This window comes from Rhodococcus sp. EPR-157, assembly GCF_001647195.1.
GTDB lineage: Bacteria > Actinomycetota > Actinomycetes > Mycobacteriales > Mycobacteriaceae > Rhodococcoides.
Genome location: NZ_LVCV01000016.1, coordinates 1 through 13553 on the forward strand (window position 1 = coordinate 1; position 13553 = coordinate 13553).

Below are 13553 nucleotides of genomic sequence, written 5' to 3' on the forward strand. Positions count from 1 at the left end.
CAGTCGAGAACTTCGGTGAACGGGGTGTGCCAGTGGAGTCGGCGAGCCTGTTCGGCCCAGAAGCCGAGTCGATCCTCTTCGGCGGCGGCGTAGAGATCCGCCTGAGCGTTCGCCTGAGCCGCGAACTCGGCCGAGGGTGGGTAGACGTCAGGGAAAAAGGGCATTTGCGCTGCTTTCGGATGAGGTGTCGAGGCGTTCCTACCGCTGCTCATCGCCGTCTCGGCACGCGGATGATGAGGGCGTCGCCTTGTCCGCCGCCACCGCACAAGGCAGCGGCACCGATGCCGCCGCCACGACGTCGCAGTTCGAGCGCCAGGTGTAGTGCGATTCGAGCTCCGGACATTCCCAGCGGATGACCTATCGCAATGGCACCACCGTTGACGTTCACTTTGCTTGCTTCGATACCGAGCTCACGTGCGGAGGCGATACCAACGGCGGCGAACGCCTCATTGATCTCGATCAGGTCCAGATCCTTGGGATCGATCCCCTCCTTCGCACACGCCTTGTCGATTGCGCGCGCCGGCTGAGACTGCAGAGATGAATCAGGACCGGCCACGACACCGTGGGCACCGATTTCCGCGATCCACTCGAGCCCGAGGGTCTCGGCCTTTGCTTCGCTCATCACGACAACGGCGGCCGCACCATCGTTGATCGTGGAGGCGTTTCCTGCTGTGATGGTCCCGGTCTTGGCGAACGCCGGCCGCAACTTGGCGAGTGAGTCGGTGGTGGTGTCGGCGCGGATGCCCTCGTCCTGAGTAACCACGATTGGGTCGCCTTTACGCTGTGGGATCGACACCGGTACAACCTCGCCGTCGAAGATGTTGTTTCTCCACGCCGCAGCCGCACGTTGATGTGATGCCGCGGCGAATGCGTCTTGCTCTTCACGGGTGCTTGCGCCTGCGCCTTCATTGCAGGCTTCGGTGAGCCCGCCCATCGCCTGATTGGTAAAAATGTCGTACAACCCGTCGTACGCGAGATGATCGCGCATGGTGACATCGCCGTATTTGTATCCTGCGCGGGACTTTTCGAGCATGTGTGGAGCCTGCGTCATCGACTCCTGACCGCCGGCGACAATCACTTCGAACTCTCCCGCACGAATCATCTGATCTGCCAACGCGATCGCGTCGATGCCGGACAAGCACACCTTGTTGATCGACAAGGCCGGCACATGCATCGGAATGCCTGCGGAGACTGCGGCCTGACGTGCGGGTATCTGACCGGCACCAGCGGTGAGAACCTGACCCATGATGACGTATTCGACGAGCTCGGGGGCGACACCGGACTTGTCCAGCGCACCTTTGATCGCGATTCCACCCAGGTCAGAACCGGAAAAACTCTTCAACGCACCGGACAATTTGCCGACTGGGGTTCGGGCTCCGGCCACGATCACGGACGAGATGGGGTCGCTCATGCTGTTGAGTCCTTTTCATTCGTTGGCGGGCGACAGGCATCTGTCACCGAAGTCGAATTATTTGGCGAATGTTGGTGCGGGCGTGTTATTCACGATGGAAATGAAAGCCGACTCTTTCGTAACAAGTCGGTCGACGTGCTCGTCCGGCTCATCTCACAGAGCCGTTCAGTTCCCACGCAATGAGCGCTCGTTCTTTCGGCGTCGTTCCTCCCCAGATTCCGTGAGGTTCGTGATGGGCGAGTGCATAGTTGGCGCATTCGACACGAACTGGACAGTTCGAGCAGATGCGCTTGGCTTCCGTTTCCGCTCGATGCCGCTGGGGACCACGTAGTGACTCCGACGGAAAGAAGACCGACGAGGCGTAACCATGGCAGTTCCCACTCCTCTGCCAGGCCCACACCTCCTCGGTCGGCACCGCAAGAATCGCTGTGCCGGTTCGGTATCGACGCATGATCCCGTCGACCAGTTCAGGCGACAACGTTACGGGTGCGGGAAGTGTTCGAGGGCATGGCTCGGCGTACTTCTGTCGACTCATACCAAGGCACCTATTTGTCGGACTGGGCATCGCCGCCCGGTGCGCGACCGATTACAGCTACCGTGGGTCATTGATTTCCTGTTTTCTCCATCAAAGTGAGCTATTACTATCGACTGTGATGGCCTTGTACCACCGTCGGTGTCGGTGCACGATCGGACAGTGTGGGCCCAGTGCACCGTCCGCCTGGCGATTCGATCGTGCGTGCAAACGTGTTGGGTCCGAGATCAAGCCGCGTTGTTCGACTCGTCGAAGACTTGTTGGACCACCCGCATAGCGGCAAGTGCAGCTGGTGCCCCGCAATAACCCACGGCGTGGAGAATTGCCTCGGTGATTTGTTCACGAGACAGACCGTTGGTGAGCGCCCCCCGAACGTGTCCTCGAAGTTCGTCGTGGCTGCGCAGAGCGGTCAGCATTCCAATAGTGACCAAACTTCTTTGGGCTCTGTCCAGTTGCGGCCGCGACCACAAAGCGCCCCAGATATGTTCTGTGACAAAACTTTGTATGTCTTCCGATTCAGTTTCTCGGGCGCGGTCGAAGGCACCCTGAACGAACTCGGCACCCATGACGGCCGATCGAACAGCTATCCCTTGCGCGAGCCCAGGCGTTGGTGCGTCATCAGGCATCTACGGCCCCCGGTGACAGGGACTGATCCGCCCGTCGAACGTCTCCCTCACGTACACGCGCGAGTATGCGACGAGCGTGTTGGATGACTGGGGCATCGACCATATGCCCCTCGAAGGAGAAGACACCGCGATTGGTCTTCGCCGCGGCGAGCACACGCCCCGCCCAATCGATTTCCGTCTCGGTCGGGGCATAGGCCTCACGAATCACGCCAACCTGGGTGGGATGGATCGCTACTTTGCCGTCGAACCCGACTGCGACCGCGTCGTCGGCCTCGTCGCGTAGGCCTGCGAGGTCGCCTATGTCGAGGAACACTGAGTCCAGCGCGAAAACGCCCTGTGCTTTTGCCGCCAAGAGTGTTTGCGATCGAACATGCTGTGCGACGTCGCGGTAACCGCCGTAGTTGAACCTACTGGAGTTACCACCGAGCGCCGCGACGAGGTCTTCGGCACCCCACATCGCTCCGACGGCGTTGTTGGCACCCAGCGCAACGTAGCTGTTGATCGCACCGAGAGGCGATTCGATCAGCGCGATGACGAGACGCGGAGCGAGCGCTGCGATTTGTTGTGGGCCCTCGCATTTGGGGAGCATTACGATTTGGTAGTCAGTACGATCGAGTGCAGCGAGATCGGCTGACCAGTCCGCGCTTCCCTGGGGATTGATTCTGACCACTGTGGTGGCGGGGTCCAACGGTGTGGAGATGAGAGCTTCTCGTGCTGCGGCCTTGTCTGCTGGTGCCACACCGTCTTCGAGGTCGAGGATGACAACGTCCGCGCGAGCGGCGGCCTTGGCGAACCGTTCCGGTCGATCTGCCGGGCAAAACAACCAGGCAGGCCCAGGCGATGACCACGTCATGACGGTTCCTCAGTGGGCCGCAATCGTACGAGGGTTTTGCGGACAGCCACGGCGACGATGTCTCCGTGCTGGTTTCGGCCGGTGTGGGTGAAGGTCACGACGCCTTCGCCGGGTCGGGACTTGGATTCACGTTTGTCGGTGATCACCGTCTCTGCGTACAGAGTATCGCCGTGGAAGAGCGGTTTGGGAAACGACACCTCCGAGAAACCGAGGTTCGCCACGATGGTGCCCTGAGTCAACTGCGTCACCGACAGTCCGACAAGAGTGGAGACGGTGAACATCGAATTCACCAGACGCTGGCCGAACGCTGTCGTCTCGCTGTAGGCGGCATCGAGGTGCAGGGCCTGAGTGTTCATCGTCTGCGTGGTGAACAGGGTGTTGTCGGCCTCGGTGATGGTGCGGCCCGGCCGGTGCTCGTAGACGGTGCCGAGCTCCATCTCCTCGAACCACAGGCCCTGCTGGCGAATCCGCTTGTCGCTCATAGTCCCAGGCTCCGCGCGATCAGCATCAGCTGCACCTCGGTGGTGCCTTCGCCGATTTCGAGGATCTTGCTGTCGCGGTAGTGGCGAGCGACGACGTACTCGTTCATGAAGCCGTAGCCGCCGTGAATCTGCGTCGCGTCACGCGCATTGTCCATCGCAGCTTCGGAGGCGACGAGTTTGGCGATCGAGGCTGCTTTCTTGAACGGCTTACCCGCCAACATCAAGGCTGCCGCGTCGTAGTACGCCGTCCGTGCGGTATGAGCGCGCGCTTCCATCCGAGCGATCTTGAACGAGATCGCTTGGTTGCGGCCGATGGGTTGGCCGAACGCTTCGCGTTCTTTGGCGTATTTGACGCTTTCGTCGACGCATCCCTGCGCTGCGCCGACCGATACCGCGGCGATCGCGATCCGGCCCTCGTCCAGAATGTGCAGGAAGTTCGCGTACCCGCGACCCTCCTGCCCGAGCAGATTCTCCTGTGGCACGCGCACATCGGTGAAGCTGAGCGGATGCGTGTCGGAGGCGTTCCAGCCGACCTTGTTGTAGGCCGCTTCGGCGACGAACCCGGGGGTGTTCGTGGGAACGAGGATCGACGAGATCTGCTTGCGTCCGGTCGCCTCGTCGACGCCGGTCACCGCGGTGACGGTGACGAGCTCGGTGATATCGGTGCCGGAGTTGGTGATGAACTGCTTGCTGCCGTTGATGATCCAGTCGCCGCCGTCACGCTTGGCGGTGGTCTTGGTGCCGCCCGCGTCGCTGCCGGCACCGGGCTCGGTCAGACCGAACGCGGCCAGGGCCTTGCCTGCGGTGAGCTTGGGCAGCCACTGCTGCTTCTGTGCGTCGTTGCCGAAGCGGTACACCGGCATGGCACCGAGCGAGACACCGGCTTCGAGGGTCATCGCGACGCTCTGATCGACCTTGCCGAGCTCCTCGAGCGCCAGGCACAGCGCGAAGTAGTCGCCGCCCATGCCGCCGAACTCCTCGGGAAACGGCAGGCCGAACAGGCCCATCTCCGCCATGCCTGCGACTACCTCGTACGGAAAGGAATGCTCGGCATCGTGTTTCGCCGACACCGGCGCTACGACCGTTCTGGTGAAGTCGGCAACGGATTTGACCAGTTGCTGGTACTCGTCGGGCAGATTCGACGACGACAGGTGATCGGTCATGGCTGGTCCTCTTCGGTGGGTGTGGGAACGATTCGGGCGAGGATCTGATCGACGCGGACCTGATCGCCCACTGCGACAGTGAGTTCGACCGTGCCGTCGATCGGGGTGGTCAGGGTGTGTTCCATCTTCATCGCCTCGACGACGACGATGGCGGTGCCCGCAGTGACGGTGTCTCCGGATTTCATCGCAACTGCAATGATCGAACCGGGCATCGGTGAGAGAATTTCGGCGTTGCCGGAGTGCGCGTCCTCTTCGCGGACACTGGGTTCGGCGACGGCCCGAAGTTGCCACGTTCCGCGGGAACTCGATATCCAGGTCGAGGCCTCGTCTCGTGCGAACGTGAGGGATTCGCGGCGGCCGTCGACAACAACATTCACGATGTCGGCGGTGGAGTCTGCGTGTAGCGACTTGGGAGGGTCGTCGTCGATGGCGACCTTCGCCGAGTCCGGTGTGCCGGAGATAGATACGTGCGCGGCCCTGTCGCCGACTACGAGGCGGAGGACGAACGGCGTGTGTGCCCCGACTCGCCATCCCGACGGCGATGCCCAGATGTCATCGCCTGCGGTGCGCCAGAGCTGTAGCCAATCCAACGCGGCAGCAGCAATCAGTGCTTCGTCGGTGACGGGAGCTGCGATAAAATCCTCGACGCGGCGGTCGAGGAGCCCGGTGTCGAGCTTGCCGGCGCGAACGTCGTTGTCCGCGAGTAAGAATCGTGCGAATTCGATGTTGGTGACGACACCGAGGACCGCGGTCTCCGACAACGCCCGGTCGAGTGTGCGGAGGGCGCTGGGACGGTCGGGTCCGTAGGCGATGACCTTCGAGAGCATCGGGTCGTAATTGCTGCCGACTTCGGTGCCGACGGCAAGCCCGGAGTCGATGCGCACGTTCTCGCCGGCGGGTTCGCGTAGTCCGACGACGGTGCCTCCGGTGGGGAGGAATCCGCGGCCGGGATCCTCAGCGTAAACACGCGTTTCGATTGCGTGCCCGGTCAAGGTGATGTCGTCCTGCGTGATCGTCAATGTTTCACCGGCGGCGATCCGTACCTGCCACTCGACGAGGTCGAGTCCGGTGACCATTTCGGTGACCGGGTGCTCGACCTGCAGACGAGTATTCATTTCCATGAAGAAGAAGTCGTCCGGGCTGTCGGCCGAAACGATGAACTCCACCGTCCCTGCACCGGAGTAGTCGACACTGCGGGCAGTGTTGCAGGCGGCCTCGCCGATGCGAGCCCGGGTTGCTTCATCGAGCAATGGCGACGGTGCCTCCTCGATGACCTTCTGGTGTCGCCGCTGCAAGCTGCATTCACGCTCGCCGAGATGGATGACGTTGCCGTGTTGATCGGCGAGGATCTGTACCTCGATATGCCGGGGCCGCAACACGAATCGTTCGAGGAAGAGGGTGTCGTCGCCGAAGGAGGATGCTGCTTCCCGTCGCGCGCTGGCCAGCGCTGCGGGTAGATCTTCGGTGCGTTCGACCAGGCGCATGCCTTTGCCGCCGCCTCCGGCCGAAGGTTTGACCAATACCGGGAATCCGACATCCTCGGCTCCGATGATGAGGTCGTGATCGGTCAGGCCGGGTCGAGAGATACCGGGTACGACGGGGACACCGAACTCGGAGACTGCCGCCTTGGCGGTGATCTTGTCGCCCATCACCTCGATCGCTCGGGCCGGCGGGCCGAGGAATGCGATATCGGCGGCTGCGCACGCAGAGGCGAAATCGGCATTTTCCGACAAGAAACCGTAACCCGGGTGAATGGCCTGTGCGCCGGTACGTTTCGCTGCGTCGATCACCTTGTCGATGACAAGGTAGCTCTCACGTGCGCTTGCAGGTCCGATGCGCACGGCGGTGTCGGCTTCGGCGACGTGGCGGGCACCTGCGTCGGCGTCGCTGTACACCGCCACGGACCGAATACCCATGCGGCGCAACGTACCCGCTACTCGTACAGCGATCTCGCCGCGGTTGGCGATCAGGACCGTATCGATCTGCCTCGTGCTGGTGGTCATATCACTCACATCCTGAAAACGCCGTAGGAGACCGCTTCGAGCGGCGCATTGGCGCACGCCGAGAGAGCGAGCCCGAGAACTTGCCGAGTGTCGGCCGGATCGATGATGCCGTCGTCCCAGAGCCGGGCCGTCGAATAATAGGGATTGCCCTGATCTTCGTATTGCTGGCGGATGGGAGCTTTGAACTTCTCCTGGTCTTCTTCCGACCACGGCTTACCCGACGCGTCCAGTTGGTCACCCCGGACTGTGGCAAGGACGGACGCTGCCTGCTCGCCGCCCATCACCGAGATTCGCGCGTTGGGCCACATGAACAAGAAACGTGGTGAATAGGCCCGTCCGCACATCGAGTAGTTGCCTGCGCCGTAGGAACCGCCGATGACGACGGTGATCTTGGGAACCCGCGCGCACGCCACTGCCGTCACCATCTTGGCGCCGTGTTTGGCGATGCCGCCTGCTTCGTAGTCGCGGCCGACCATGAAACCGGACAGGTTCTGCAGGAACACCAAGGGGATGCTGCGCTTGTCGCACAGCTCGATGAAGTGGGCACCTTTCATGGCCGACTCGGCGAACAGAACGCCGTTGTTGGCGATGATCCCGACGGGGTGACCGTGGAGGTGAGCGAATCCTGTGACGAGCGTCTTGCCGTACTCGGCCTTGAACTCGTCGAATCGACCCGCGTCGACGACGCGGGTGATAACCTCTCGCGCATCGTATGGGGTTCGTGGATCGGTGGGAACGACGTCGTACAGCTCGGTCTGAGCGGCAATGGGTTCACGTGTGGGGAGGATGTCCCACGGGACCGGGGTGCGCGGGCCGAGCGTGGAAATGACTGTGCGGACTCGCTTCAGTGCGTCGCGGTCGTCGTCGGCGAGATGGTCGGTGACTCCGGAGACCTTCGAGTGCAAGTCTCCACCGCCGAGTTCCTCGGCCGTGACGATCTCACCCGTGGCGGCTTTCACCAGCGGGGGTCCGCCGAGGAAAATGGTGCCCTGGTTCCTGACGATGATCGCTTCGTCGCTCATCGCCGGTACATAGGCACCGCCTGCAGTGCACGAGCCCATCACCGCCGCGATCTGTGCAATACCTTTGGCGCTCAACGTCGCCTGGTTGTAGAAAATGCGGCCGAAGTGCTCGCGGTCGGGAAACACCTCGTCCTGACGCGGCAGGAATGCGCCACCCGAGTCGACGAGATAGATGCACGGAAGGGTGTTCTGCAGGGCGATCTCCTGCGCGCGGAGATGCTTCTTAACCGTCATCGGGTAGTATGTTCCGCCCTTGACGGTGGCGTCGTTGGCGACGATCACACATTCGCGCCCCGAGACGCGGCCGATACCGGCGATGACGCCGGCACCGGGGCACTCGTCGTCGTAGAGACCGTTGGCTGCGAGCGGTGCGATCTCGAGGAACGGGCTACCGGGATCGAGGAGCTCGTTCACCCGCTCGCGGGGCAGCAGTTTTCCGCGAGCTACATGACGCTCCCGCGATTTCTCGTTTCCACCGAGCGCGGCTCGGGCGATTCGTTCGGCGAGCTGCTTGCTCAGCAGTTCGTGCTCGGTTCTGTTGGCGGTCAGTTCGATTGCCATATGGTGCGCGCCTCAGTCGTCGTCAAACCAGGTGATTTCAGTTAATCGCATGTAACTAATCGTATAGTAAACTACGATTAACTGAACTGTCCAGTGGCTGAGCAGAAATGATGCGATGACAACGCAACCGACGCACCACACCGAACCCAAACCGACGACGCTGCGCGAGCAGCGCAAAGCCGAAAGACGGTCACAGCTCTTGTCCGCCGCGGCATCGCTGTTCGCCGCGCGGGGATTCGCGTCGGTCAGACTCGAAGATCGCGGTTCTGCCGTGGGAGTAAGCGGCCCTGCCGTGTATCGACATTTCCCGAACAAGGAAGCAGTTCTAGTCGAACTGCTGGTCGACATCTCGGAATACCTCCTGGGCGGGGGCCGTGATGTGGTGGCGCGTCACACCGCTGCTGACGTGGTCACCAATAGAATCATCCTGTCGGAGCTGATCGATTTTCACATCGACTTCGCTCTAGGATCACCCGCTCTCATCCGCATTCAGGATCGCGACCTGTACAACGCACCGGAATCTGCGCGAAGACGAATTCGCCGCATGCAGCGGGAGTACGTAGAGCTGTGGGTTTCGAGCTTGTGTGCCGCAGAACCCGCAACGAGCGAGTCAGATGCCAGAACCAAGGCCCATGCGGTGTTCGGATTGATCAACTCGACTCCCTACAGCGCAGGCAACACTCCATCGAAGAATACGAAATCTCTACTACGGGTGATGGCAATGGGATCACTCGGGTTGAGTACCGCCGAAAGATGAACTGGCGTGTCTTCCCGGTCCTCGACCTACACGTGGTTCCCGAGCGGCTTTGCAGTGTTTCGATCGAAAAGGTCTTCACGGAGCGATGATTCGCGTACCCACCCTCCATCATAATCACTCGAGCGAGCACGCGACGCTGGCAGCGATGTGCGATCTGGCGACTCGCGATCTTCCGAACGGATGTCTGCCGCCCGACGCTCTGCGGGTTCACGATCATCCGCCGACAGCCTCACACGCATGCTGGAGTTCTCCTCCTCGTGGGTAGTCAATGGCTCGATGTACCACCTTTTGAAGGTCGTAGTGCTCGGCGCGTCGACATTTCGGCCGTTATCGCCAACGCGTCAGCGACTGACGGACCAAGGAGTCGAGGTGACATGTATGTCAATTGACGTTGGCCTACCTGGCGGTCGGACTCCCCGATTCGCCCCACCGATAGTGTAACTGGCAACGACACGGTACTTGACTATCAAGTCAACCAGTGATGTTATGTGTTGGCGGTCACACTCAGGCCGCTTCCTCCAATGTTCAGTAGAAGCATGAAGATCGGAATCATCCAGGTCCCAGCCGATCACGACCATGATCCAGCGGTGGTAGCAAGGCGCGCCGAAGAATTGGGGTTCGATTCCTACTGGCTGGGTGACCATCCAGTTGTCCCAGTCGACGAGAACCTCTTGAACTATCCCGGACGGTGGGAGGAAGGGGCGAACGAACCTCCGTCGCTGGTAATGAGAGAGTCTGACCCGCTGATCTGCCTGGCTCGTGCGTCCGCTGCCACCAGTACGATCAAATTAGGAACGGGAGTGCTTCTTCCTGCCGAACGAGGGGCGATTCTTGCTGGCTCGCAGATCGGAACACTCGACAACATAAGCGGCGGTCGGCTCCTGCTCGGAGTCGGCACAGGTTGGAACGAGACGGAATGTGTTGTCATGGGTGGTGATTGGAAGCGGCGATGGACCCAGGTCACCGAACACGTCGCCGCTATGAAAGCTCTGTGGACGACCGACCCATCGGAGTTCCATGGGAAGTACGTTGATTTTCCGCCAGTGCGATCATTTCCGAAACCATTGAGCAAACCACACCCTCCGGTTCTACTGGCTTCGATGGGATCACCGAAAGTGTTCCGCCGCATCGCCGAGTGGGGTGACGGCTGGATCCCGATCGTCCAGTCTGCGGAGGAGCTTGCCGAGGGAGTTCAGCAAATGCACGCAGCCGCGGACCAGGTCGGACGACGGCGCGAAGATCTGAGTGTGACGGTGTTCGGACTGCAGGGGCAATGGCGGTCTCGCAGCGAGGTCGAGGCCCTTCACCGTGCTGGCGCGGAGCGTGTGGTCGTCTGGCTTCAGGACGTCCCGCTGGACGACCTGTTGGCCGAGATGCAATCTCTGGCCGACGAGTTCGGTTTGCTCTCGACTGCTGCTGCGAAGTCCTGAGGACCCACCGTCTCGGCGTCAGGAACTGAGTGCAGCGCGCTCAAACGTCGGTATCGAGCCAGCCTGGCCATCTGATTCGGTGATGGCCAGGTTGAGCGCGCCGGTTGCGAGTATGCGGATACCGATCCTCGACGTTGTTGAGCTCCAGACTGCATCGGGGTCCGACGACGGTGAATGGGTAATCAGTAGGTGTAGAAACCATGTCCAGTCTTGCGTCCCAAACGTCCGGCTTCGACCATGCGGCGCAGCAGCGGCGGCGGTACGTATTGCGACTCTCTGAACTCGTCGTACAGCGAGTCCGTCACAGCCAGGATTACGTCCAAACCAACTGTGTCGCAGAGCTTCAACGGTCCCATCGGATGTCCGCATCCTGCCACCATTCCTGAATCGATATCCTCGGCCCGGGCGAAACCGGACTCAAGCATCCGAATGGCAGAAACGAGGTAGGGGACCAGTAGTGTGTTGACAATGAATCCCGCACGGTCGCCCGAGCGGATCGGGTCTTTGGACAAGCGTTCGGCTACGTAGTTCGTGGCGTAGCCAGCCACTGATTCCGAAGTTCGCAGTCCGACCACTATCTCGACCAAAGCCATCACGGGAACCGGATTGAAGAAGTGCATGCCAACGACGCGTTCCGGGTGCGCAGTCGCATTCGCGAGACGGTTGATCGGAATGGAAGAGGTGTTGGAAGCCAAAACAGCCGTGGTCGAAACGACAGCGTCAAGTCTACGGAAGAGCTCCGACTTCATTTCTTCGATCTCTGGAAGCGCTTCGATGACCAGCTCTCGGTCGGCGAAGTCGTCGACCGAGAGCGTAGTGGTGATCAAACTCCGTGCGTCGTCGCAAGCTTTTTGCGTGAGCTTTCCCCTGTGGACGGCGCGAAGAAGCGAACTGTCTATCCTCGCGGCAGCAGCAGTAACTGCCATTTCGTCGCGTTCGAGGATCAGGACAGGGTCGCCGGCGCGTGCCACGACCTCGGCAATGCCGGCTCCCATTGAACCACCGCCAACGACTCCAACTTTGGTCTCCACCGGGTACTCCTTCTGTCAGCAGCAATCGAAGTAGGTCTGTAGCGCACGTGTCTGTGCGCGGAGTCAGGCCTCGGCTTCGTGAGTCGGTGCGGATCGCACCGGTGTCGAAGGCGCCGTCGAGACGCCGTCGATCGCGGCGATGTCCTCGAGTGTCCGTCCTTTGGTGCGTTCACCGAAAACCCCGACGGTCACTGCGGCAAGGCCGGACGCTGCTGCCAAGAATATGAACACGGACGTGAAGCCCAATTGGCCGAGAATCGCGCCGATTGCGAACATGCAGATGACTGTCGCAAGTCGTCCCACGCTACTGGGAATTCCAGTTCCCAACGCGCGCAGATGAGTTGGGAAGAGTTCCGGGATGTATGTGTAGATGACCGCGGTGTTGCAGTAGAGCAGCAGGCTGATAGCGACTCCGGACACCGTGAAGACCACGTTGGAATCGGTGGTGCCGAACACGACCAGCAGTACCGCCGTCAGCAGATAAATGACCATGATGGCGGTACGACGTTCGACCCGCTCGATGAACAGAAACGCGAGTAGCGCTCCAGGGCAGGCCGCGATCGCAAGTATCGACGTGTAGGTCAAGCTGCTGCTTGTGCTGAATCCATGCTCGGTGAGAAGGATTGGCATCCACGAGTTGTAGCCGTAGAACGCAGATGTCGCGAAGGCGAGCGTCAGAGACATGACCACCGCACGCTTGAGATAGCCACTGCGCACCAAGTCGCGGGCGGTACCGGCAGGAACTGCCTGCGCGGTGACCGGAGCGGGAAGGTCGGCACCTGTGATGTGCACCGACTGGCGTTCGATGGCGTCGACGATCTCGACACTTCGCGCGTCGACCGTGACCCCGGGATTCTGCTCGATCCATCGAACTGACTCCGGCAACAGTCGCGAGGCAACCAGCGCGACGATCAGTCCACTGCCGCCAGCGACGAACACCCATCGCCATCCGTTATCGCCCAGCGGTACAACCCAGCGACTCAGCCAGGACATCAACGGGATGCCCAGTAATGCGACGGCCAGCAACAAGGACTGCACTTTCCCTCGATAGTTGCGGGGGAACATCTCGGCAACGTAGGTCAGCGCCGCAACTGTCACGGCATAGAGGCCCGCTCCGATGAAGAATCTGTATGCCGCAAGTTGCATGGGGCCGCTGGATGTCGCTGACAGAATCGACAGGACCGAGTAGAAAACCGTTCCCCACACCAAGAGGCGTTTGCGGCCGAAGCGATCAGCGAGAATTCCGCCGACCACTGCGCCGAGCGACATTCCGAGAAAGGCACTTGCGCTGATGAACGCGACGACATCGACGGACAGCCCCCACTGCTCGCGTAGCGTCGGGGCGACGTATGCAAAGGCGTTCAGATCTGCCATTTCGAACACCAAAAGGCCGGCAACGACTGCGCCCCAAATCTTGTGGCGCTTCGTGAGAACTGGAATGCGGTTCAATCGTTCTGTGAGTGTGTACTCCGAGGTAGTCATACCCGGCTCGACTTTCTGCCTGAGGAACTCGATGAAAGAGACTGGATTGATGTAATGCCCTTGGCCGCCGGGCGCAGGGGCGTGCGCGGCAAGGTGTGCGCGGCGATTTCCGCCGAGTTCGTCGGTCCGGAGGGCGTGGCGCAGTCGCTGTCGGACAAGCAGTCAGAAGTTCGCCTTCGTCGGTGTACCGACGAGATCTA

13 protein-coding genes are annotated in these 13553 nt (G+C 61.2%); 2 read left to right on the top strand and 11 right to left on the bottom strand.

Features of this window, described 5'->3' with window-relative positions:
* The 9 genes from A2J03_RS31860 to A2J03_RS00485 all read right to left on the bottom strand — a co-directional run.
* A partial coding sequence (locus A2J03_RS31860; RefSeq protein WP_156520122.1) for an acetyl-coenzyme A synthetase N-terminal domain-containing protein occupies window positions 1-164 on the bottom strand: 164 nt, incomplete at its 3' end.
* Between the two features lie 44 nt (window positions 165-208).
* A complete protein-coding gene (locus tag A2J03_RS00450; RefSeq protein WP_068368189.1) occupies window positions 209-1411 on the bottom strand; it encodes an acetyl-CoA C-acetyltransferase in 1203 nt (400 codons plus the stop codon).
* Between the two features lie 148 nt (window positions 1412-1559).
* Window positions 1560-1976: a WhiB family transcriptional regulator gene (locus tag A2J03_RS00455; protein WP_331712348.1), complete on the bottom strand. Its 417-nt coding sequence runs from the start codon at window positions 1974-1976 to the stop codon at window positions 1560-1562.
* Between the two features lie 194 nt (window positions 1977-2170).
* Entirely contained in the window at window positions 2171-2569 is a 399-nt protein-coding gene (locus A2J03_RS00460; RefSeq protein WP_068368191.1) for a carboxymuconolactone decarboxylase family protein, read from the bottom strand.
* On the bottom strand, window positions 2562-3422 hold the full coding sequence (locus A2J03_RS00465) for an HpcH/HpaI aldolase/citrate lyase family protein (RefSeq protein ID WP_068368194.1): 861 nt from the start codon (window positions 3420-3422) through the stop codon (window positions 2562-2564). The genes A2J03_RS00460 and A2J03_RS00465 overlap by 8 nt, the downstream gene beginning before the upstream one ends.
* Window positions 3419-3904, bottom strand: coding sequence for a MaoC family dehydratase (locus tag A2J03_RS00470; RefSeq protein WP_068368197.1), 486 nt, complete (start codon window positions 3902-3904; stop codon window positions 3419-3421). The genes A2J03_RS00465 and A2J03_RS00470 overlap by 4 nt, the downstream gene beginning before the upstream one ends.
* Window positions 3901-5067: an acyl-CoA dehydrogenase family protein gene (locus A2J03_RS00475; protein WP_068368200.1), complete on the bottom strand. Its 1167-nt coding sequence runs from the start codon at window positions 5065-5067 to the stop codon at window positions 3901-3903. Before A2J03_RS00475 ends, A2J03_RS00470 begins: the two co-directional genes overlap by 4 nt.
* Window positions 5064-7070 carry an acetyl-CoA carboxylase biotin carboxylase subunit gene (locus A2J03_RS00480; protein ID WP_068368220.1) on the bottom strand — a complete coding sequence of 669 codons (2007 nt, stop codon included), beginning with the start codon at window positions 7068-7070 and terminating at the stop codon, window positions 5064-5066. The genes A2J03_RS00475 and A2J03_RS00480 overlap by 4 nt, the downstream gene beginning before the upstream one ends.
* A 5-nt stretch (window positions 7071-7075) precedes the next feature.
* A complete protein-coding gene (locus A2J03_RS00485) occupies window positions 7076-8653 on the bottom strand; it encodes a carboxyl transferase domain-containing protein (protein WP_068368203.1) in 1578 nt (525 codons plus the stop codon).
* Window positions 8654-8768: 115 nt separating this feature from the next.
* Between A2J03_RS00485 and A2J03_RS00490 the strand changes: the two genes are divergently transcribed.
* Together A2J03_RS00490 and A2J03_RS00495 are read left to right on the top strand one after the other, a co-directional pair.
* Complete coding sequence (locus tag A2J03_RS00490) at window positions 8769-9410, top strand: TetR/AcrR family transcriptional regulator (protein WP_068368208.1); 642 nt, start codon at window positions 8769-8771, stop codon at window positions 9408-9410.
* A gap of 536 nt (window positions 9411-9946) precedes the next feature.
* Window positions 9947-10840 (top strand): TIGR03619 family F420-dependent LLM class oxidoreductase, encoded by an 894-nt coding sequence (locus A2J03_RS00495; RefSeq protein ID WP_068368210.1) that lies wholly within the window; start codon window positions 9947-9949, stop codon window positions 10838-10840.
* A 182-nt stretch (window positions 10841-11022) separates the two neighbouring features.
* Here the strand turns inward: A2J03_RS00495 and A2J03_RS00500 are convergent, their stop codons facing one another.
* Window positions 11023-11871: a 3-hydroxybutyryl-CoA dehydrogenase gene (locus A2J03_RS00500; RefSeq protein WP_269455166.1), complete on the bottom strand. Its 849-nt coding sequence runs from the start codon at window positions 11869-11871 to the stop codon at window positions 11023-11025.
* 63 nt (window positions 11872-11934) lie between these two features.
* Entirely contained in the window at window positions 11935-13245 is a 1311-nt protein-coding gene (locus A2J03_RS00505) for an MFS transporter (RefSeq protein WP_231912302.1), read from the bottom strand.
* Window positions 13246-13553: the final 308 nt, after the last annotated feature.

What these genes read in the sequence shown, in the direction of transcription:
- A2J03_RS00450 (WP_068368189.1), bottom strand. Translation starts at nt 1,411, where the DNA reads ATGAGCGACCCCATCTCGTCCGTGATCGTGGCCGGAGCCCGAACCCCA.
- A2J03_RS00475 (WP_068368200.1), bottom strand. Translation starts at nt 5,067, where the DNA reads ATGACCGATCACCTGTCGTCGTCGAATCTGCCCGACGAGTACCAGCAA.
- A2J03_RS00460 (WP_068368191.1), bottom strand. Translation starts at nt 2,569, where the DNA reads ATGCCTGATGACGCACCAACGCCTGGGCTCGCGCAAGGGATAGCTGTT.
- A2J03_RS00455 (WP_331712348.1), bottom strand. Translation starts at nt 1,976, where the DNA reads ATGCCCAGTCCGACAAATAGGTGCCTTGGTATGAGTCGACAGAAGTAC.
- A2J03_RS00490 (WP_068368208.1), top strand. Translation starts at nt 8,769, where the DNA reads ATGACAACGCAACCGACGCACCACACCGAACCCAAACCGACGACGCTG.
- A2J03_RS00495 (WP_068368210.1), top strand. Translation starts at nt 9,947, where the DNA reads ATGAAGATCGGAATCATCCAGGTCCCAGCCGATCACGACCATGATCCA.
- A2J03_RS00505 (WP_231912302.1), bottom strand. Translation starts at nt 13,245, where the DNA reads ATGGCAGATCTGAACGCCTTTGCATACGTCGCCCCGACGCTACGCGAG.
- A2J03_RS00470 (WP_068368197.1), bottom strand. Translation starts at nt 3,904, where the DNA reads ATGAGCGACAAGCGGATTCGCCAGCAGGGCCTGTGGTTCGAGGAGATG.
- A2J03_RS00485 (WP_068368203.1), bottom strand. Translation starts at nt 8,653, where the DNA reads ATGGCAATCGAACTGACCGCCAACAGAACCGAGCACGAACTGCTGAGC.
- A2J03_RS00465 (WP_068368194.1), bottom strand. Translation starts at nt 3,422, where the DNA reads ATGACGTGGTCATCGCCTGGGCCTGCCTGGTTGTTTTGCCCGGCAGAT.
- A2J03_RS00480 (WP_068368220.1), bottom strand. Translation starts at nt 7,070, where the DNA reads ATGACCACCAGCACGAGGCAGATCGATACGGTCCTGATCGCCAACCGC.